Origin of the sequence: Rothia sp. LK2492, from assembly GCF_040946345.1 — a bacterium.
GTDB lineage: Bacteria > Actinomycetota > Actinomycetes > Actinomycetales > Micrococcaceae > Rothia > Rothia endophytica.
Map to the genome: position 1 here is coordinate 1 of NZ_JAYWLX010000009.1, position 21,248 is coordinate 21,248.

17 protein-coding genes are annotated in these 21,248 nt (G+C 54.7%); 11 read left to right on the plus strand and 6 right to left on the minus strand.

From position 1 onward, the window contains the following. Window positions 1–257: 257 nt before the first annotated feature. Window positions 258–1,751 carry a GH25 family lysozyme gene (locus tag VVR27_RS09525; RefSeq protein WP_368548126.1) on the plus strand — a complete coding sequence of 498 codons (1,494 nt, stop codon included), beginning with the start codon at window positions 258–260 and terminating at the stop codon, window positions 1,749–1,751. Between the two features lie 131 nt (window positions 1,752–1,882). Here VVR27_RS09525 and VVR27_RS09530 read toward each other — a convergent pair whose 3' ends face one another. From VVR27_RS09530 to VVR27_RS09540, 3 genes are read right to left on the minus strand one after another with little or no spacing between them, the layout of a single operon-like run. Beyond that, the gene (locus tag VVR27_RS09530) at window positions 1,883–3,604 is read right to left on the minus strand and encodes an alpha-glucosidase (RefSeq protein ID WP_368548127.1); all 1,722 of its coding nucleotides are present in this window, start codon (window positions 3,602–3,604) and stop codon (window positions 1,883–1,885) included. Beyond that, window positions 3,604–5,349 (minus strand): alpha-glucosidase, encoded by a 1,746-nt coding sequence (locus VVR27_RS09535; protein ID WP_368548128.1) that lies wholly within the window; start codon window positions 5,347–5,349, stop codon window positions 3,604–3,606. The genes VVR27_RS09530 and VVR27_RS09535 overlap by 1 nt, the downstream gene beginning before the upstream one ends. A gap of 27 nt (window positions 5,350–5,376) precedes the next feature. Then, window positions 5,377–6,216, minus strand: a complete 840-nt coding sequence (locus VVR27_RS09540) for an endonuclease/exonuclease/phosphatase family protein (RefSeq protein ID WP_368548129.1) — start codon at window positions 6,214–6,216, stop codon at window positions 5,377–5,379. A 282-nt stretch (window positions 6,217–6,498) separates the two neighbouring features. On the opposite strand from VVR27_RS09540, the gene VVR27_RS09545 reads away from it, so the two are divergent. The 5 genes from VVR27_RS09545 to VVR27_RS09565 all read left to right on the plus strand — a co-directional run bounded on the left by VVR27_RS09545 (window position 6,499) and on the right by VVR27_RS09565 (window position 13,712). Further along, the gene (locus VVR27_RS09545; protein WP_368548130.1) at window positions 6,499–8,136 is read left to right on the plus strand and encodes an alpha-glucoside-specific PTS transporter subunit IIBC; all 1,638 of its coding nucleotides are present in this window, start codon (window positions 6,499–6,501) and stop codon (window positions 8,134–8,136) included. A gap of 103 nt (window positions 8,137–8,239) precedes the next feature. Then, complete coding sequence (locus VVR27_RS09550) at window positions 8,240–8,995, plus strand: MurR/RpiR family transcriptional regulator (protein ID WP_368548131.1); 756 nt, start codon at window positions 8,240–8,242, stop codon at window positions 8,993–8,995. A gap of 4 nt (window positions 8,996–8,999) precedes the next feature. Then, window positions 9,000–9,458 (plus strand): cell shape determination protein CcmA, encoded by a 459-nt coding sequence (locus tag VVR27_RS09555; RefSeq protein WP_251379192.1) that lies wholly within the window; start codon window positions 9,000–9,002, stop codon window positions 9,456–9,458. Window positions 9,459–9,560: 102 nt separating this feature from the next. Then, window positions 9,561–13,484, plus strand: coding sequence for a DEAD/DEAH box helicase (locus VVR27_RS09560; protein ID WP_368548132.1), 3,924 nt, complete (start codon window positions 9,561–9,563; stop codon window positions 13,482–13,484). After that, on the plus strand, window positions 13,485–13,712 hold the full coding sequence (locus tag VVR27_RS09565; protein WP_251379190.1) for a hypothetical protein: 228 nt from the start codon (window positions 13,485–13,487) through the stop codon (window positions 13,710–13,712). Window positions 13,713–13,751: 39 nt separating this feature from the next. On the opposite strand, the gene VVR27_RS09570 is transcribed toward VVR27_RS09565, so the two are convergent. Next, a complete protein-coding gene (locus VVR27_RS09570; protein WP_251379189.1) occupies window positions 13,752–13,934 on the minus strand; it encodes an FmdB family zinc ribbon protein in 183 nt (60 codons plus the stop codon). Window positions 13,935–13,975: 41 nt separating this feature from the next. Next, entirely contained in the window at window positions 13,976–14,614 is a 639-nt protein-coding gene (locus tag VVR27_RS09575) for a 5-formyltetrahydrofolate cyclo-ligase (RefSeq protein WP_368548133.1), read from the minus strand. A 106-nt stretch (window positions 14,615–14,720) separates the two neighbouring features. Here VVR27_RS09575 and galU point away from each other — a divergent pair, with 106 nt between their 5' ends. The 5 genes from galU to VVR27_RS09600 all read left to right on the plus strand — a co-directional run bounded on the left by galU (window position 14,721) and on the right by VVR27_RS09600 (window position 20,069). Continuing rightward, the gene (gene galU, locus VVR27_RS09580; protein ID WP_368548134.1) at window positions 14,721–15,626 is read left to right on the plus strand and encodes a UTP--glucose-1-phosphate uridylyltransferase GalU; all 906 of its coding nucleotides are present in this window, start codon (window positions 14,721–14,723) and stop codon (window positions 15,624–15,626) included. A 147-nt stretch (window positions 15,627–15,773) separates the two neighbouring features. Next, window positions 15,774–16,643 carry a hypothetical protein gene (locus VVR27_RS09585; RefSeq protein WP_368548135.1) on the plus strand — a complete coding sequence of 290 codons (870 nt, stop codon included), beginning with the start codon at window positions 15,774–15,776 and terminating at the stop codon, window positions 16,641–16,643. 131 nt (window positions 16,644–16,774) lie between these two features. Next, window positions 16,775–18,379 (plus strand): CHAD domain-containing protein, encoded by a 1,605-nt coding sequence (locus tag VVR27_RS09590; protein WP_368548136.1) that lies wholly within the window; start codon window positions 16,775–16,777, stop codon window positions 18,377–18,379. A gap of 308 nt (window positions 18,380–18,687) precedes the next feature. Then, entirely contained in the window at window positions 18,688–19,173 is a 486-nt protein-coding gene (locus tag VVR27_RS09595) for a hypothetical protein (RefSeq protein ID WP_346872094.1), read from the plus strand. Then, on the plus strand, window positions 19,170–20,069 hold the full coding sequence (locus VVR27_RS09600; protein ID WP_368548137.1) for a LysR substrate-binding domain-containing protein: 900 nt from the start codon (window positions 19,170–19,172) through the stop codon (window positions 20,067–20,069). Before VVR27_RS09595 ends, VVR27_RS09600 begins: the two co-directional genes overlap by 4 nt. Before the next feature lie 78 nt (window positions 20,070–20,147). Here the strand turns inward: VVR27_RS09600 and VVR27_RS09605 are convergent, their stop codons facing one another. Continuing rightward, complete coding sequence (locus VVR27_RS09605; RefSeq protein WP_368548138.1) at window positions 20,148–21,167, minus strand: mechanosensitive ion channel family protein; 1,020 nt, start codon at window positions 21,165–21,167, stop codon at window positions 20,148–20,150. Between the last annotated feature and the right edge of the window lie 81 nt (window positions 21,168–21,248).

Below are 21,248 nucleotides of genomic sequence, written 5' to 3' on the forward strand. Positions count from 1 at the left end.
TTGTCCGCCCCCAGGCGGAATAGAAAATCAGATTATTCGGCGAGCATAGCGAAGCGGTGAGCCGTTAGAGCTGTGAGCGCAGCGAATTCGTTGAGGAGACAAAGGGCCGTCACGCCTCTGAGGCGTGACGGCCCTTTTTTGTGAATTTTTTGGTCAGCTAGTGACAATTAAACCTGCGTGTGGTTAGGTTTAACGTGTTGTGTTGTCCCCCTTTTGATGGACACAGCGTTCTTTCCCCCACGTTAAGGCTGATTTTCATGTTTGTACCATCCCTTTTGAGGCGTGGAGTGCGCCCTACTGTCGCCTTGCTGGCTTTAGCGTCGGCGTCCTATCTCGTCCCGGCACATGCCGTGCCTGCTGAGCTTTCGGATGTGGGCATGGAGTCCCGTTCGATACAGCAGAAAGAGACCCCTTTGCCGGTAACCGGTGGGGATAATCCAGGTGCTCAGATGGGGCATGTTTTCAAGAACGCTGAGCAGGAAGGAGCTGGTGTGGAGCAAAACGGTTTGGTGGACGCAGTTCAGAGCGATCTTCCGCCAGCACCAGGAGTGCTGGGTATGGATGTCTCAGGTTGGCAGCCCAACGTTAACTGGGTCAACGAGTATGCTAAGGGTGCGCGTTTTGCCTACGTTAAGGCGAGCGAGGGTAGCTACTACACCTCTGATGATTTTTCCTCACAGTATCTTGGTGCGGATAGGGTGGGGATGCTGCGCGGGGCTTATCACTTCGCCATTCCGTCCCTGACCAGCGGTGCTGAGCAGGCTCGATTCTTCATTGCGAACGGTGGTGGGTGGAGCCCAGATGGTAGGACGCTGCCTGGCCTGCTCGACATCGAATATAACCCCTATCCGCAGCTGGGTAATATGTGCTTCAACATGTCCCCGGCGCAGATGAACCGATGGATTACTGATTTCACAGAAACCTACCGTGGTATTACCGGCCGTTACCCGGCTATCTACACCACTACTCACTGGTGGCGAAACTGCACGGGTAATACAGATGCCTTCAATTTCATGCCCTTGCATTTGGCAAGCTATTCCCACCAGCCTGGAGCTATGCCAAATGGCTGGGTTGAACAAGATATCTGGCAGTATTCTGATGCTGGCCCTTTTGCCGGAGATTCCAATATTTTCAATGGCACGATGAGCGATTTACGGGGGTTCGCCGCCAATGCTAACTACCGCCCCGTGGGTAGCACCAGGCCCTTGGTGACCGGTAAAGATTTCATTGATGTGCCACCGCATCATGTCTTTTACGGTGAAGTGAACTGGCTGTCTTCTAACGGTATTTCTAGAGGCTGGGAAGACGGTACATACCGCCCGATGACCTCAATCACACGAGAGGCCATGGCGGCCTTCATGTATCGTATGGCTGGTGAACCTAACTACTCTCCACCTGCTAGATCACGTTTTTCTGATGTTCTTACGAGTCATCATTTCTACAAGGAAATTAGCTGGTTAGCTGACCAGGGGATTACGAGAGGTTGGGATGACGGCACTTTCCGGCCTGACGAGTCTATTAGTCGTGAGGCCATGGCTGCTTTCTTTTACCGTCTGGCGGGTGAGCCGGCTGTGGTAAGTGCTTCCCCTTTCCTCGATGTTCAGCGTGGCGATACCTTTAATCGCGAAATTACCTGGCTGGCATCTACCGGTATTACCAGGGGCTGGGACGATGGTACCTTCCGCCCCCAGACGCCAGTTACCCGTGAGGCGATGGCAGCCTTCATGTATCGCTTTACCTACAGACCTTAGGAAAAGTCTAACGACGATGGCTGTCCTCCCGCCGCAGTGCTTCTATCAGCAGATACAAGTAAACCCCTGCCGGTCTTCAACATGGAAGACCGGCAGGGGTTTACTTGTATCTGCAGGGGTGCACGACGCCGTTAGTTGGCTAGGCGATAGACCTTAGCTTCGTAGGGGCGCAGGGTGGTGCCGGCATCATCTGCGTAGTTAGAGACCACCGGTGAAAGGCCTTCTCCGAGACCGAAGTCGCGGGTTAGCTCCTGATCAGTAAAGTTGGCAATCACCAGAAGCTTCTCGCCCTCGCCAGTGCGCTCGTAGGCGTAGACCTGAGCATCATCTTCGCCCAAGGGTAGAAAATCGCCGTAGACCATGAGATGTTGCAGTTCACCGCGGCGCAAACCAATCAGCTGACGGTAGAAGTTCCACAGTGAGCCCTCACGGTCTACCGCCTCAGCAGCGTTGATCTCGGTGAAGTTAGGGTTTATCCCAATCCAGGGCTGCACTCCAGCGTCCGTGAAACCGCCGTTGTCGCTGGCGTCCCACTGCACCGGCGTCCTGGCATTATCACGGCCCTTGGCATAAATTAGCTCCAAAGCCTGCTCGTGGGTCAGGGTGCCGTACTGGCGCACCATGCCCTCGTACATGTTGAGGGAATCAAGGTCCTTGTAGTCCTCGATAGCGTTAAACTGCACGTTGGTCATGCCGAACTCTTCACCTTGGTAAATGTAGGGGGTGCCCTGCATAAAGTGAAGTACGGTTGCCAGCATCTTGCCCGAAAGCTCCCGATACTCTGGTGAATCATTGCCGAAGCGGCTGATAGCGCGCGGCTGGTCGTGGTTATTCCAGTAAAGAGAGCCCCAGGCCTTACCTGATAGCTTGGTCTGCCACTCATTCAAAATGGTTTTGAGTTCAACCAGGTCAACAGGCTTGCGGGACCACTTACCCATGCCAGCATCGGGATCAGAATCCACCGTCATATGCTCAAAGTGGAAGATCATGTGCAGCTCATCTGACGTGAAACCTGAGAACTGGATAGCTTCCTCCGGGGCAGTGGCGCTCATTTCGCCCACGGTCATCACATCATACTTAGCGAAGGTCTGAGCGTTGAGCTCATGCATCCATTCGTGCACCCGGGTACCGTTTTCGATGACGAAAGGAATTGAAGAGGTCTGCTTGCCGGGGATTACAGCGGGGTCATCAGGCAACCCTTCAGGTTTGGAGATGATGTTGATGGCATCTAGGCGGAAGCCGTCCACACCCTTATCGAGCCAGAAGGTGACAATATCGAAGATTTCCTGACGGACCTTGGGGTTTTCCCAGTTAAGATCCGGTTGCTTCTTGCTAAACATGTGAAGGTACCACTGGTCAGTATGCTCGTCATACGCCCAGGCGGGGCCGCTGAACTCAGAAACCCAGTTATTGGGGGGTAGGGGGTTGCCTGCCTCATCGTGACCTGAAGAATCGCGCCAGATGTAGTAGTCGCGGTAGTCATTATCGCGGCTGGCACGGGACGCCTCGAACCAGGCGTGCTCATCCGAGGAGTGGTTGACCACCAGATCCATCAGAATCTTAATTCCCAGACTGTGGGCGGTTTCCAGCATCGTATCGAAATCAGCCATGGTGCCGAACTCTGGCATAATCGCCCGGTAGTCCGAGATGTCATAGCCCATATCGTCATTGGGCGACGCAAAGACCGGAGACAGCCAAATGACGTTAATGCCCAGCTCCGCTAGGTAGGGGAGCTTCTCGGTAATACCGGGGATATCGCCCAGACCGTCGCCGTCGGAGTCCTTAAAGGAACGCGGCCAAATCTGGTAGACCACCGCTTCCTTCCACCACTGTTTACCTGAATGATCTGCCATTAGTTTTCTTCCTTCTGAGTGTAGAGGTAGACCTTTGCCTCGTAGGGGCGCAAGGTTTCACCTTCGTCATCGGTGTAGTTGCTGGTTAAGAGGGTCTGCTCGCCGTCCGGCTGTACGTAGGAGCGCTCAATCTGCTGGTCAGTAAAGTTAGCGATGAGGAGCAGGGTCTGGCCTGCGCTACTGCCGGTGCCTTCGCGCAGGTAAGCATAGACTTGCTCATCTTCAGCGTCCAACAGACGGTAGGTTCCGTTGATCATCACAGGGTTTGCGTGGCGCAGCTTGATGAGCTCCTGGTAGTGATAGAAGACCGAATCTTCATCTGCCAGGGCTTCTTCAGCGTTGATTTCTGTGTAACGCGGGTTGAGCTTGAGCCAGGGTTTATCTGCGGTGAAACCGGCGTTCTTTTCAGCGCTCCACTGCACGGGAGTGCGAGCATTGTCGCGGCCTGAAGCGGAGATGTAGCGCAGCATGTCCTCATGCGCCACAGCACCTGATCCCACCAGCTTGGCATAGGAATCGTGAATTTCGATGTCATTGTAGTCTTTGATGTCATCAAAGAATACGTTGGTCATGCCCAACTCTTCGCCCTGGTAGATGTAGGGGGTGCCCTGCATGAAGTGCAGAACGGTGCCTAGCATCTTGGCGGAGCGGACGCGGTGCTCGGGGGCATCGTTGCCAAAACGGGAGACAGCACGGGGCTGATCGTGGTTGTTCCAGTACAGTGCGTTCCACGCCTTGCCTGAAAGATCGTCCTGCCACTTGGAGAGAATGCGCTTGAGGTCAACCAGCTTGAAGCGGGTGTCATTCCACTTGCCCAGTTTGGCGTCCGGGTTGGCATCTACACCCATATGCTCGAACTGGAAGAGGGTTTGCAGTTCACCGCGGTCAAAGCCGGTGTAGAGCAGGCCATCTGCGGTGGTGACGTGCGGGGTTTCGCCCACGGTGATGATGGGGTAGTGAGCCAGCACCTGCTCGTGCATTTCATGCAGGAACTCGTGGACGCGAGGGCCGTTGGCTGCCATGCCCAATGAGTCGGTCTTGGCGCCAGCCGCTACAGCGGGGTCATCGGGGTAGGTAAGGTCTTTAGAAATCAGGTTGATGACATCCATACGGAAGCCATCGACACCCTTATCCAGCCAGAATCGCATGAGTTCGTAAACCTCTTCACGCAGGGCGGGGTTCTCCCAGTTGAGATCGGGCTGCTTGATCGAGAAGAGGTGCAGGTAGAACTGCTCGGTGATCGGTTCCCATTCCCAGACGGAGGGCGAGAAGGCTGCTACCCAGTTGTTGGGAGGGATGGGGGAGCCGTCTTCGGTGAAACCGGCGGCGTCCTTCCAAATGTAGTAGTCGCGGTACTTGTTATCGCGGCTGGTCTTAGCCTGCTGGAACCACTCGTGCTCGTCAGAGGAATGGTTGACCACCAGGTCCATCATGATTTTGATGCCGGCGCCGTGGGCGGTTTCTAGCAGGGTGTCGAAGTCTTCCATGGTGCCGAATTCGTCCATGATGTCCCGGTAGTCCGAGATGTCATAGCCGTTATCGTCGTTGGGTGACTTGTAGATGGGGGAGAGCCAGATGACGTCTACGCCCAGCTTAGCCAGGTAGGGGATTTTTTCGGTGATACCGGGTAGGTCTCCGATCCCGTCGCCGTTGCTGTCGTTAAAGCTACGAGGGTAGATCTGGTAAACCACCGGCTCCTGCCACCACTGGGTTTCTGCTATGGGCTGGTCTAGTTGTTCGGTCACGGTGAGCTCCTAATCAGGGGTGAGGTGTTAGAGGTTGATATCGAGGTAGAGGCCAGAGTGGTCAGAAATCGCCACTGTGGGATCGTTGTCGGGGAAGATGACGCTGTGCTCAGCCACGTTTAGGTCGGTTGAACTAAAGACGAAATCAATGCGTTGCTGGGCCGCAACCAGGGCATCCCAACCCGCGATAGGTTTGTGCACGGTTGCCTCGCCGGTGACTTTTTGGGCGGTGGTAAAAGTATCAATCCAGCCCATAGAGGTCATCAGGTCATAACCCTCGCCACGTACCTCTGCGGGGCTGTTGAAGTCACCTGCCAGCAAGATGGGGGCACCGCAGGCAAGCTGGTGAATCTGCGCATCAAGCTGCCTGAACTCCTTCTCAAAGTAGCGCACACCTTCCCGCTGCCACCAGGACATGTGGGTGGATACCACCCAGGCGCCCTGATGCTCTTCTCCCAGCTGCACTGCAAGGGCAACGCGTCGTGGCACGTCGGTGTAGCTGTAGGACGGCGCGAGGTTGACCATCTCGATACGGGCGACAGGCATTTTGGCGAGTACCGCAACCCCTTCGTCGTAGCGGTCGAAACCGATGTGTGCTTCAGCCCATCCCCAGTAGTAGCTGTGGCCGGTGAGTTCTGCAATGAACTGGTTGAGTATAAGGGCGAAGTTGTCCTGCCGTATCGGGCGTTCATTGCCGCCGAGGAAACGCTCTGGTTCTCCAGCGAGTGGGGAGTGCCTAAACTGGTTGACTTCTTGTAAAGCAACAACATCTACAGATTCAGAGACGATGAAGTGAGCTAACTCGTAAATCTTGGGAATTTGGTGAATCTCTAGCCAGCTGTGCACGTTCAGCGTCAGGAGTTTCATAAATGGTCTCACCTTAAAGTCGGAATAAGAGGGTAGGTTACCTACCATCATATAAACAGGTGTTCCCTCGCCGTATGCAAAGAATGCTTGAAGGGGAGGGGAACTTTTACCTGCTGCTGTAAAAGGTTCCAATCTCTGAAATTAATACCAAGTGTGAGTTGTGCCTCTCAAAAGATGTTAAACGCTGGTTATATTAGGTTTTGAGTTATTACACGGGCGCTAGCTACACACCCTCGCAAGAGTCAGACGCAGCGCCTCACAACATGAAAGGGATCTCTACCGATGATGGAGAAGATTCAGAGGTTCGGCTCGGCGATGCTCGCCCCCGTCCTCATCTTTGCTTTTGCCGGTCTTGCCGTTGGTATCGCGATCATCTGCAAGAACGAGCAACTCCTGGGCAGCATTGCTGCTGAGGGTACCGGCTGGTACAACTTCTGGTCTGTTTGGGAATCAGGCGCTTGGACCGTCTTCAACCAAATGGAACTGCTCTTCGTGCTGGGTCTGCCCATTGCACTGGCAAAGACCGCTCCGGCACGCGCTGTGCTTGAAGCCGGTATGGTCTACCTGACCTTCAGCTACTTCGTTGGCGCCATCCTCAGCATCTGGGGCTCAAACTTCGGTGTGAACTTTGATGTTGACCTTTCAGAAGGTGCTGCCGGTACCGGTCTGAAGATGATTGCAGGTATCAAGACCCTTGACACGGGTATCTTCGGTGCCATCATCATCTCAGCCATCGTGGTATGGCTGCACAACCGCTACTTCGGTACCAAGCTGCCCGACTTCCTGGGCATCTTCCAGGGCACCCAGTTTGTTTACGCCCTCGGCTTCTTCCTGATGATGCCCGTCGCTCTTCTCTTCTGCCTGGTATGGCCTCCTATCCAGACCGGTATTGAGTCCATGCAGGGCTTCTTCATGGGCTCCGGCGTCTTCGGCGTATGGCTCTACACCTTCCTTGAGCGCATCCTGATTCCCACCGGTCTGCACCACTTCATCTACACCCCCTTCGTCTTTGGTCCCGCTGTGGTTCCGGATGGCATCACCAAGTACTGGGTTGCTAACCTGGACACCTTTGCAGCTAGCCAGACCCCCGTCAAGGAACTCTTCCCCGGTGGTGGCTTCGCTCTGCACGGTAACTCAAAGGTCTTCGGTCCCATCGGTATCGCAGCTGCTTTCTACACCACCGCACGCAAGGAAAAGCGCAAGGAAACCCTTGCTCTGCTGATTCCTGTCTGTCTCACCGCAATCCTGATTGGTATCACCGAGCCTCTAGAGTTCACCTTCCTCTTCCTGGCACCCCCGCTGTTCGCAGTTCACGCAGTTCTGGCAGCTACCATGGCAGCTACCATGTACGGCTTCGGCGTTGTCGGTAACATGGGCGGCGGTCTGATTGACTTCCTCTTCCAGAACTGGATCCCCATGTGGCCCAACCACTCCGGTATGGTTCTCACCCAGATTGCTATCGGTTTGTGCTTCACCCTGATCTACTTCGTGGTCTTCCGCTTCCTAATCCTCAAATTCAACTTCAACACTCCCGGTCGCGAAATTGAAGGCGAAGAGACCAAGCTGTACACCAAGGCTGAATACAAGGAGGCCAAGAAGGCTGGAACCCTGAACAAGGACGGCTCCCTAGCAGCAGCACCCGCAGCAGCTACCGCAACCTACAACGATCCTTACTCACAGCGTGCGACTGAGTTCCTGGCCCACCTCGGTGGCGCTGAGAACATCACCAGCGTGAACAACTGCGCAACCCGTCTTCGTGTCTCGGTTGCAGATCCTTCACTGGTAGGCACCGAAGCTGACTTCAAGTCCTCCGGAGCTCTAGGCCTGGTCAACAAGGGTAAGGCCCTGCAGGTCATCGTTGGTATGGACGTCCCCCAGGTTCGCGATAAGTTCGAAGATCTGGTCAACGAGGACAAGTAACCCCGCTCTGGCGTTAGCTAGGTAGCTGAACGCCAAAAGGGCTCCTGAGCTTCAACACATGTACGCTAGAGATAGCAAACGAGTGAGAAGGCAGGAGCCCTTTGTGGATTTACAAGAATTAGTTAACACTCATCACAACCGGCTGAGTGAAACTGAACGCGAAATCCTCGCGTTCATGCTCAATAACGAGCAGTTTGTTGCTGACTCAACGATTAGCGTACTGGCTCATAAAACTTTCACTTCGACCTCCAGTATCATTCGCTTGACCAAAAAACTGGGGTTTAGTGGTTTCGCCGAGCTTAAGTTCTTTGTCAAGAGTTCTTTGAGTTCAACCTATGAACCTAACGCTGATTTCCTTAAAAGCGGGCGCGAGGACATCCTTAAAACCTATGAGGGGCTGCAGAGCGCAGACTTTGACGCGGTCTCTCAAATGTTATACCGAGCCCGCACCATATACTGCTACGGCACCGGCTTCGCTCAGCGCAATGCTATCTCTGAGTTTTCTAAATCAATGCTGGCCTGCGGAAAATTCACTCACGTGATTCCCGCCAGTAGTGAATTTAGGGGTAGCACCGGCGCCATCACCCCCGATGACCTCATGATTATTGTGTCTCTATCCGGTGAAACCGCAAGCGCTCTTGATACGGTCAAAACCCTGGCAGCACGCAAAATTCCCATCATTGCCATTACTGCACCGGGGGTCAACACCATCTCCTCGGCAGCAGATATCTCTCTGCACTATATAGCCACCCCCACCGTGACCAAGTTTCACCGAGACCCCTTCCATTCTTTTGTGGCGCTTTCCGTGCTCCTTGATTACACGGTGCGCCAGTATATTCAGTTTCTCGAAAGTAATTAACCCGATGAACGCTATCCTCTATGCCCTGCGCGATCTCAACAAGATGCGCACCTTCCTCTACTGGTACTGGCTCATTAGCCCCTTTGTCTTCTTCTTCTACCAGTATTCTGCGTCCTCTATTAGCGGGGCGGGTTTGCAAGAGATGCTAAATCAACCAGAAATTGCCCTTACCTTCTTGGGGGCATGCATGTCTCTGATTATGGCGGGGCTACTCAAGGGCGCTGAAAGTGAGAACGAAGTGACCGAGAAAACCTTCGGTATCTTCGCCGTGGCCCAGCAACTCTTGGTGGGCAACATCCTTGGTTTCTTGCTGAGCTTCTTCTATGCGAGAGTGCTGTGGGACGCCGGGGGAGAACCTTTCGCGCCGCGTCTACGCTGGGTACTACTGGGCGGTATGACGCTGATTGGTTTGCTCAGCCTTCTCACGGTGGTTGGAAATATCAACATGGCCCTGAACCGCTAAGCAACCGGCGCCACCGGTTGCCCGGCCCGGTTACTGCGCAGGGCACCTAGCAACTATCATGGTAAACAAAGCAGAAGACGCGTTGAAAGCTAGAGAATCTCAGTGAACGAGCCGCAGGCACCATCCACCATCCCAGCTGATCAGGCAACCCAGAAGATTTCCCCCTGGTCTCATGGTCCGGTTGCAGCCGAACAGCCCCAAGAGGTCGCTCCTCACCTTTTAGATCACCCACACAGCTCAGATGACGACGCCGAGGTACGTGCTGGGCTTGAAGCGTGGGCTGAGCAGATGGAAATCTATACCGGGCCCGATGCCATGCTGGACTTCAACGAAGTTGACTACGTCCATATTGACCTGACCGATGCCAACTCATCCGGTGTCGCCCAGATGTTCATGGGGCGCAAAACCCGCCTCTCCACGATTCTGCGGAATAAAGAAAAACGCGAAGCTGGAATGGTAGCTGCCCGGGCACTGCGCACTAAAATATTTGAGCTCAGTGTGGAGCACGGTCTGGATGCTGGGTATTTTGTGGCCGGCACAGCGTCCTGGCTCTCCCACGATGTGCGTGAAGATGGCATGGTGTCCGAAAAACGTTTTATCGCTCCCATTCTCATGGCGCCTCTGTCAATCACTCCGCACCCCAACGGTGATGACTTTGAGGTCAAATTAACCGGCGCGGCTCAGCTTAACCCGGCGATGGTGCGCCAGATTAAAAAAGAGTACGGTGTTGATTTAGGCACCATGGATGTAGCGCAGCTGGCTAACTCCATGCGAAAGCTTGATCCTGAGCCTGTGATCGAACGGATGCGTATCAGCACCGCTGGAGTGCCGGGTATGACAATCCGGTCCAACTACTTCATTTCTACCTTCGCTGACCTTAAAGAGAGCACGGGCGAGCTACCTGCAACCGCGCATACAGATCTGGTGAGAGAGGTAGCGCGGCTCAAGCTGAACCCCCTAGAAAAACCTTTTGTCGCGCCCATTCAGAACACGCGTGAACCGGTCGATACGCGTGATTTGAGCAGTGACCTGCTCATTTTCGATGCGGACTCAGCCCAGCAGGAGGTCATTGACCTGGCCTACCTCGGGCACTCTTTCACCGTAACCTGCGCACCGGGCACAGATCAGTTGCGCACCGCTATCAACGTCGCAGCTTCGTTGATGAACGAGGGTAAATCAGTGTTGATGGTGGGCGAAAAGCGTTCGACCCTGGCTGATGTGAGGGAGCTAGTTGAGCAAGCTGGGCTTGATGATCTCTGCTTTGACGTACTCTCTGAAAAGGACGACGAAGCCAACCGCAACGAGTTTATTCAGGCGGTTATCCGCAACGAAAACAGTGCCGTGCCTAATCTCAGCAAAACCTTCACTGAGCTAGAAGAAACCCGGGCTAAACTAAGGGGCCACACCCAGTCTCTACGGTTTACCGAGTCCCGTTGGGGCTGCTCTGTCTATGAGACGCTGCAAACCCTGGCCGCGCTCACCGCCCAGCACCCGGCTCCTTCAACCCACGTTCGTTTGGACCGCTCTACCATGGACGCCCTAACTCAGCGCAGCGCCACGGCACAGAAGCTACAGCGTCTTGCGCAGCTGGGTGGTTTTGACCCTTCAACTCGTACATCAGCCTGGCACCGCGCCAAGCTGGTCAACACCGATGAGACTGCTGCCGCTCATGAGCTCGCTCAGAACCTGAGCGAATCTTTAGCGAGCCTGCGCGCTAAAATGCGTTTAATGGCCGATGAAGCGGGCATCCAAGAGGGTGCCACCATGGAGCAATGGAATGCTCAGCTCGATCTCTTTGAACGCATCGCTGATACCCTCACCCGTTTCCGCCCCGATATTTTCGACCGCCCCGTGACCGACCTCATCGCAGCAACAGCCACCGGCTCCTGGCGGCGTGAACACGGCGTTGATATGTCGAGTATGCAACGTTCTCGCCTGCGTAAGGTTGCCAAAGAATACATCCTCCCCGGCGTCAGTATTGGAGATGTCCACGAGCAATTATTTGTGGTCCAGAGCCAGCGCGAGGAATGGATGCGCTGGGTCACCGACCAGCGAGTGCCCACCGTCCCCAACAACCTGGGGGAGCTTCAGGCCGCCTACCTACGCCTTCAGGAAGAATTTGTCGGGCTAGCGATTGTTCTCGAAGATTCGCCTCAGGGCACGGACTTCAACAAGACTGAGCTTAGCGTTTTAGAGAACCGTCTTTCGGCTCTTATCAATGAAGAGAAACTGCTACATACCCTGCCTGAACGGGTTGATCTTCTCGCCGAGCTTCAAGACGCAGGGCTTACCGAGCTGCTCAGAGACATCTATGAGCGTCAAGTGCCAGAAGATGCACTGGCTGCCGAACTCGAATTAGCCTGGTGGCAGACAGCCCTTGAAATGATGCTTCAGTCGCACGAGATTGAGATTCTCGATGGCGCGACTCTGCGAGAGCTCGAAACGACCTTCCGCCGCGCCGACTATTCCTTCGTATCATCGGGCAGCGCCAGGCTGCACTCCAACCTGGCTAAGCTGTGGAAGCAGCGTATTGAGAGCGACGAACACGGGGCAGCCTACCTGCGCAGTCAATTACGCAGTCACCGGTTCGAGCTGATGCAACTGCTAGAACAAGCTGGGGCTATGGCGACCAGCCTGCTACCTCTCTGGCTGACCAGCCCCTTTGCGCTATCTCGCAGCGTCCCCACCACCATGCGATTTGACGCAGTGATTCTCTTGGACGCTGAATCAACCCCTTTGGCTGCTAACCTGCCCGCTCTCACCCGTGCTGAACAGGTTATAGCGCTCGGTGACCCGCACAGCGGTTTCCCCACTCCCTTCATGGTCTCAGCGGTGACTCGCAACCTGCCAGCACCTAAGCAACAGAGCATGGTGAGCACTTTCGATGCGCTCTCTCAAACCTTGCCCTCCCGATCGCTGGCTATGGTGAACAAAGCCCTTGACCGTGCTCTCTTCGCCTACCTCAATGAGCATTTCTATGAAAATAAGCTCATCAGCTACCCCTGGGGCGAAGATATTACCGATGGCGCCCAAGCCCTCACCATTGAGGTAGTGAAAACCGAGGGTAAAATCTCGGATAACGCCAACCTCGATTCACCCAGCCCAGAAGTTCAACGAGCTGCAGAGCTGGTGATTGAGCACGCCTACCGCACCCCTCAGCAAAGCCTGGCGGTAGTGACAGCTACCCCGCGCCATGCCCAACGTATCGCTGCAGCAGTGCGGGACTTACTGATTCAGTACCCCCAGTTCGCGAGCTTTTTTGCTCCCGGAGAAGAACCTTTCAGAGTTGTTGATCTCACCCGAGCTGTAGATATAGAACGAGACGTCATTATTTTTGCTCTCGGTGCTGGCAAGACTTCCCGCGGAGCATCCCACCATTTTGGAGCCCTCTCAGAACGCGGCGGGCGTCAAAAATTTGTGCTCGCCCTGACCAGAGCTAGGCACCTTACCCGAATGCTAACCTGCCTAACCCCCGAAGACCTGGACCCCCAGCGCCTTGAGCAAGGAGCCTTCGATATCTACCGCCTGCTACTGGCCTATCGTAAAGACAGGGATGCAAAGGCAGCGCAAGCACTCACCGCACCCATTACCGATAAACTACCGGTCAACGAATTCTTACGACACGATGACCTCGATGCCATCGACATGGGGGACTGGCTACTGAGCGACCTCGTGCGCAGGCTAGGTGCCCAGGGGGTTACACTCCACGAAGTGGACAATAATGTGATGTCCTTAGTGCTGACCGGCGATAACGAGTCCCTGGTGGCTGGAGCGGTTGCTAGCCCCCGCGCTCGCAAACAGAACGGGGAGGTGACCAGGCGCCGGGTTCCCCTCGCCGTCATCTCAGATGGCACCGACGCCTATGCAAAGATGAGCGTCCGCGAACGAACCCGATTACTGCCCGAGCTACTTGCTCGCACCGGCTGGAACCATATGACCGGTTGGACCATAGAAGTCTTTACCAACCCAGAGGCAGTAGTTAAGCGTATGAGCCGCTACGTGGGTGTAGAACACGAGGGCAAATAGATGGTTACGCCGGATCACACAGAAGCTGGCAGCGACCGCTACTCAGCTACACCCCGCCGCAGGCGCGGTAACCGGCGTGCTACCGGTGGTTCATCCTTCACCGGTGCGGAGCCCAAAATGGTCGGCTTAGCCCCCACTAACGCTCAGGGCGAGGAGAGTAACTCTAGGGATGAGCGAGATGCCTGGCTTAAAGAGCAACGCCCCCCGCACTACCAGAATCGGGTCTGAAGCTGGTGGGCAGGGGGCGCGAATCGGGTTTTCTACGCCCTATTTTCCCTTGTCATTGGCGTAGAAACCTGAGCCTTTAAAAACTACACCCACCTGACCGAACTTCTTGCGAAGGGTTTCCTGCTTGCATTTAGGGCAGGTACGAAGGGCATCCTCAGCGAAGGATTGATGCTGTTCAAAAACATGGTCACAGTTTTTGCATTGGTAAACGTAAACGGGCACGGGTGCTCCTTGCAATGGTGGTGTCTGTATCAATCAAAGAGTTATTCTACCGGCTCACTGAAGCCAACTTTCCCTAAGCGGTGAACCCCGCTTTCAGTGAGGACGTAGCTTAGGCTGGCGTCCCAATGGTCCGCTGGAACCTGGGTGAGAATTTCGCGTTCGAAGGCTACGCCCACCGTGGAGCGGCTACGGGTGCGGTGGTCCAGCTCTTCTAAGAGACGGTCGTAGTAGCCCCCGCCTTGACCCAGACGCCTGCCGGTCACGTCATAGGCAAGAGCTGGGACGAGACGTAAGTCTGCTTCAAGAAAAGCGGAGGAGGTCAGCTCCTCACCCAGGGGCTCTTCTATGCCCAAAGCATGAGTAGACGTAGCTGCACCCGGCGTCCACCGCACCCACGACAGCTGGTGACGGGGGAGGATTCTGGGAACCAGAATGGTGTGGCCACGCGCGATAAGTTGCCCCAGAGCTTTTTTGATGGGGGGTTCTGATAATAACGGCAAGAAAGCCGCAATGGTGAGGTGAGAAGAAGAACCTACCTCATTCTCTATTGATCGGGTGAAACCCTGAAGTGTCTTTTGCGAAGCAGGGAACCTCTGACGCATCCTTCGTATATGAAACCTTAAAAGCTGCTTATTCTGTGCCGTCTCTTCTGAGAGGTTTGTGGTGTGTATAGGGGACATTGTCCGGTCTTAACCTTTCTATACTGTAAACACTTCAGTCATAAATCTACAGACTGTGCCCGGTTACACGAACTATTGTTTGACATTGTTAGGTATTCTGAACGGTATGACTGAAGAAAAATCATTCACCGTAACCAAAGCAGTAATTCCTGCTGCTGGTCTCGGCACTCGTTTCCTTCCCGCTACCAAGGCTACTCCCAAAGAAATGTTGCCTGTGGTTGACCGTCCCGCTATCCAGTATGTTGTTGAGGAAGCTGTTCGCGCAGGCCTCGATGACATTCTGATGATCACCGGTCGCAACAAGCGTGCTCTTGAGGACCATTTTGATCGCGTGCCCGGTCTTGAGCAACAACTCTCAGATCAGGGTAAGGACGCCCTGTTGAAGAGCGTCGAGGATTCAAACGATTTGGGCGAAATTCATTACGTTCGTCAGGGCGATCCCAAAGGGCTAGGTCACGCTGTTCTGCGCGCTAAGGTGCACGTAGGTAAGGAGCCTTTCGCCGTGCTTCTGGGCGATGACCTCATCGACGAGAAGGAAGATCTCCTTTCCACCATGGTGGCTGTGCAGCAGAAGACCGGTGGGTCTGTCGTAGCGTTGATGGAGGTCCCTGAAGAGCAGATTTCAGCGTACGGTTGTGCAGCTGTTGAAGAGGTGGCCGGTGAAGACGGTTTCGTTAAGGTAACCGGTCTTGTAGAGAAGCCTGCTCGTGAAGAGGCTCCTTCAAACCTGGCAATTATCGGGCGCTACGTCCTCTCACCCAAGGTCTTCGAAGTACTGGAAAAGACCGAGCCTGGCCGTGGAGACGAGATTCAGCTGACCGATGCTCTGCAGACCCTGGCTCAGGGGCAGGGTGAAGGTGAAGGCGTCTACGGTGTCGTCTTTAAGGGCCGCCGTTTTGACACCGGTGACAAGCTCTCCTATTTAAAGGCTAACGTTATTTTGGCTGCTGAGAATGATGACCTTGGCGAAGATCTGCGCCAGTGGATTAAGGAATTTGCTGCTGAAATCTAAATTTCACTACAGCATATAGATAATGGTGCGTCTGGCTTTCTAAAGAGGGTGAGAGGCACCATTTCTATATCTGGTACAAGAAATATCCCCCCATGCATCTGCGGTACAATGGGTTAGATAGATTTCAGCTATAGAGAGGGGCAAACCGTGGCACTTTTGAGTACTTCGGGTGTTATTGTCACTCTATGCATTCTTCTGGGTCTTTATATCATCACGGGCCGCAATTCCAAAGCTCAATCTCGAGCTCCGTTCGGTGCAGAAATCTATGCTGAAGACGTTCTAGAAGACGCCGTTCTGGAGGCAATTAAGCACCAGGATGCAGGCGGTAGCCTCCAGCCGTTGGGGGAACCTGAACCTGCCTCTTCAACCCCTAATGTCCCCTCGCCGCTAGTGTCGGTGGGCAAGCACGTCCGTCTGGCTATATTTGGTGGGGCAGCTTTCTTGTTTTTGGGTGCCGCAACAATGGCTCTCGTGGCAGCTTTTGGCTCGGTCAGTTGGTGGGTTCCTGCATCTTTGCTGGCGTTTTCGGCGTTGATGCTGGGGCTTCTCCGTTTTTGGGCTGTGCAAGATCGCAATAGGTCACGTAGCTTATCCGCTCTTCACCGTTCTGAAATCCACGGTGCGCGGGGGTCAGAGTCCAGCCGTGATGTTTCAGCGGAACTTAAGCATGCTCCGCAGGTCACTGAACGAAGCAGGCAAGCTCTCCCGGTTAACCACGCTGTAAAAGCTCTGCGGGCAGCGCGCACTCAGCATGTGCCACGCAGGGCCCCTATTGAGCCTCTGCCCCTAACGGCTTCGGGCGAGATGCCCACACGCTTGCGTCTGGATGACGAACTGCCCCATAGTGGTTGGCAGCCCGTAGAGGTACCGCGCCCCACCTATTTGGATGCCGCAGTAGTCCACGCGGTGACTCCTGAGCCACTCCAGCGTAACACTGCACCTAAGAGCCGTAGTAAGACTCTGGCTCAAGCAGCTAACTTTGACCTCGACGATGTATTGCGCCGGCGTCGTGCCTAAAACAATTCATTTTTCACTCAGCGCCCTGTCTCTTGGAAGAGAGCCGGGGCGCTGAGTACTCTTAAGGCGTATCATGCTTGCTTCCTGGCGTGATGAACATGTCTACCTCCCACTGCGAAGGGTTATATCCTATGGTGTCCCACCATCTTGAGATTGAGCGTAAATACGAGATGCCAGACGCTGGAGCCACCATGCCTCAGCTGAGCTGGTCCATGAAGGAATTGGTGGCAGCCCCAACTGTCAGCGAACATCTGGATGCCACCTATTTCGATACCGAAACGCAGAGTCTGGGGCGCCATAAAATAGCTGTTCGCCGCCGTACCGGGGGATATGACCAGGGATGGCACATTAAATTCGACGCAGCGGGTGGGCGCCATGAAGTGGGCTTTGAGCTCACGGACGATGCGCTAGGAGTGCCTGATCCGGTGACCGATTTTGTTCGGGCTGCCATTCTAGATGAGACTCTTATGCCCAGAGTTTCTTTGACGACTGATCGTAAGCGTACCGTTTTGTCTCTTGCAGGCACCGGGAATCTTGCCGAGATTTGTGAAGATAGTGTGAGAGCGGTTGACTATTCCACAGGAATACAAAGAACCTGGTGTGAGTGGGAAGTTGAGCTGCTGGGTGCAGCTGAAGAGAGTGAAGAGCTAGCGCAAAAGGTCTTCTTAGAGGTGGAGACAGTGCTAATTGCGGCTGGGGCGGTACCTTCGCAATCGAGTGCAAAAATTGCTCGGGCACTGGGGCAGGACGCTGATTTTGAGCGCAGACTCAAGGGCGATAAAGCTGACCCTCAGCCCTCTGCGCAAGCTCCACGGAAAAAACGTACGGGACGCGCGGCTGATCAGTTCACCCTGCCAAGTTCTGCGCAGGTGCTCACCACCGTCCTTGCCAATCAAAGCCTAGCGCTGGTACAAGCTGATCTTCTGCTGAAAGCCGGTGTGCAGGACGCAACCCACCGCGGTCGTATTGCTGCCAGGCAGCTGCGCAGCACCATTAAGTACATGGTGCGCCCTTACACTAAAAGCCTCGAGGTAGATGAGCACCTGGCTGAGCTTGCCCGCGAACTGAAGTATTATGCCGAGGTGTACGAGACCAATCGCAATGGTGAGTTGCTGGCTGACATGCTGGCTGAGCGGGGGACTCCTACTGCCGGGGATCTCTCTCATCTGATGAGCCGCGCTCAAGAACAAATACTGGTGGGGACTCAAGAAGCTCTCACCTACAGTGCTTCAACCCGCAGACTGGCGGTGCAGAGAGAACTAGAGGCACTGATTGCTGATGTGACGTTGAGTGCTGATCTGCCCCTTAACAGCGAAAACTATCTCAATAAGGTGGCTAAGCGTCTGCGTAAGGGCGTCTTGAAAACCTATGAAAGTCACCCTGGGGGAGAGGTCGGGGTTGAGACCGATGCGTCCTGGCACGATATCCGAAAGATGGTTAAGGCCGCGCGCTACACCTTAGAATCCTTCCAGGACGCTGGCTTACCCCTCACTGAGGACCAGATCAACATACTGTCTATGGCTAAAGAGCTGCAGGGGCATCTGGGCCGTCTCACCGATGAAATGACCTTTACCGCTTGGCTTTCTGGCGACGCTCCGCAGGCTCAGGAAAGCGAGAAGCCTTCCTATCTCTATCTGCAGGGCTACAGCGATGGTCAGGCAGATGTGGTACGGGGCGAACTGCAAGAGAAAGTTTCTGCTGCGATGATGGAGTTGAAGCAGCTCACCTTGAAGTAGCTGGCTACCCTGAAGGCGTCATAAAGAGTAAGGCGGAGGTACCTAAGGTACCTCCGCCTTGCATCACACACAGGAAGAAGAAAAATCTTCGACACCTTCTAGCTACGTTGCTTCCCACAAGCTCAGCAACTATTTGGTAATAAAAATATAACCTAATTAAGCTGCCTTTGACTAGCGTTCTGAGCTACTAATTTTGGTTTGCCTGATAATTAACTAAGGATGACCTAATAATGGCGGGGTAGTGCTCCTAAGGTGTCCTGTCTAACGTCTTGCCCTAGAGTGGCCTGCAAGCCGGTAAACTTGAGCAAATGAGAGAATGGCTGGACACCTTGCACTGGAGTGCCGCTATCGGATTCTTCTGGGCCGTTGGTGTCATTCGCACATCCACTATCTATTCTTTGGGGAGACTAGCTGCTACAGGCGGGCATCACTCCCAGAAAATCGCACGCTTGATGCGCCATCCCGTCTATGTGCAAGCTAGAGGTTTTGTAAACCGCTGGGGAGTCTTGGCCGTACCCGCCTGTTTTTTCACGGTAGGGTTTCAAACAGCTGTTATCATCACCACCGGCTTCACCCAAATGCCTCTTCTTCGCTGGATACCGGCCATGCTTCTCGGCACCCTCATCTGGGGCGTTATCTATGGGACGGTTGGTATGGCAGTAGTGTGGGCATGGCTTGAAAACCCCTTCATTGCCCTTACCCTCATAGCCCTCTTGGGCGCAATCATCGTCCTCTATCGCCTCACCCAGCGGAAGCAAACTGCTGAAGCTCTCAAGAAAGTGGAAAAGCTGTGACTCTGAGCGAAGCTATCCTTAACCATCCACACCTCCTCATCGACGAGGAAACTGCCCGCTACGAGCGCGTGGGCAAAGTCCCTGGCCTCTGCATTGGTTTCGTGCCGGGAATTATGCCCGGCAAATGGTTCAACCGCTGGCAACAACGCTACAGCGCGATAGCCCCCCTCACTGAGGTTGCGCTGGCAGAAGCCCACGGCTTAGATGCTCTAGACGCCTTCGCAGATATGGTTATTGTGCGTGCTGAAGATGAGCCAGAGGCCCGCGACAAGAAAAAGTACCACGCCATCGAGCTTTACCGCGAGCAACTGGTCGTCCTTATGCCCAAGGAGCACCTACTCACCGTACTGGATGAAGTACCTCTTGCCGAGCTTTCCGAAGAATTCCTCCTACAAGCGCCTGATGAGGTGCCCGAGTGGGCAGAAATCTCCGCAGACTACCGTGCAGCTAACCCCCGCCAGCTACCCCACATGCGTAACCGTAAGGACGCCGTAGAGCTCATAGCAGCCGGGGTCGGGCTGATGATTGCCCCTCTCTCTGTAGCCCGCTTCTACCACCGCAAAGATCTCACTCACCGCCCCCTCAAAGGCGCTGATGAACGCCCCGTCCTCCTCTGCTGGAAACGGCAACTACGCGAAGATGACCGCGAAGCCCTTCTGCAAGACTTCGTAGGCATCACCCGCGGACGCACCGCAGCTTCTAACCGCGGGAGCGACAGCAAAGAGGTAGCCCTTGAAAAACAGCGCCGCCAAAAAGAAGAAGCTAAACAAAAACGCCAAGCCGCCAACAAACGCCGCGAACTTGAAGACCGCAAAAAACGCAACGCCCGCAAAAACGGTAACCTACGCCAATACCAGTCCCAAAAAGGTGGGGCGGCAGGCCACAAGAAGAAGTAAAGCGTGGTGTAGAGGTAGGAGTTTTTGACCCTTCCTGAACCCCGCTGGCGTAGTTTTTTACCTGACGAGTTGATTTTTTTATGCTTCTTCGCTGGCGGGGAAGGGGAGATTTTTCTTGGGAGGTGCTGACTGTTCCTTGGTCAGAATGACGGACTGGTTGGTATGCGGCATGCGGATACCGCGGGCGTCCATCGCCTTCTTGAGCTCTTCACGCAGTTTGCGCCCCACCGAGAACTGGGCAGCTGGAGCAGTTTTGACCAGCAGGCGTAGCGTCACGGATTCGCCGGTAATGCTCTGCACCCCCAGGTACTCGGGCTTACCGGTCACATTGCCCTTAATGCCGGGCTTCTGTAGAGCCTCAGAGGTAGCCTCAACCAGGAAATCTGCCATCTCGTCAATATCAGCATCGTAGGGGATGGGCAGGTCCACCACGGTTCGTGCCCAGCCCTGGGATGAGTTGCCCACCCTCAGAATTTCACCGTTACGGACGTGCCAGAGGGTACCTTCCAGGTCGCGCACCTGAGTGGTTCGAAGGCCCACGGCCTCTACTTCACCGGAGGCTTCACCCAAGTCCACCCAGTCTCCAATACCTAGCTGGTCCTCGGCGACAATAAAGATGCCCGACAAGAAATCCTTGACCAGAGACTGAGCGCCGAAGGACAGGGCAACACCCACCACACCGGCAGACGCAATCACCGGGGCGATATTGAAACCCAATTCAGCGATAATCATGACGGTCATGACTGTCCAAATGACGATAGAAGCCACTGACCTCAGCACTGAACCGACGGTCTTCGCGCGCTGGGACTGGCGGGCACTCGAGAGGGTGGTGTCAGTCTTCCACCTGTTGCCCTGCCTCTTTTTGGGGGAAGCCGCTACCACGCGTGACTGGGTGCCCCGGGCAATCGAACTGGTGACCTTACGAATGACCAGCCGCACCATGGCATGCAAAATCAGCCCAATCAACACAATCATGATGATGCGCAAAGGAGCACCCAACCAGAAATCAATGCTGGCTAGATGCAGAAGAAAATCACTTGCGCTCTGGGCGCCCTCACTCAAGGAAAGCGTCATCAATGAAATCAGTGAAATACTCATGACTCACGAGCTTACTGCCTCTCCCTGAAAAGATCGGCAAAGGTGAGAGCCTCTGGAAGTTACACTGGATGAGAAGGAAAG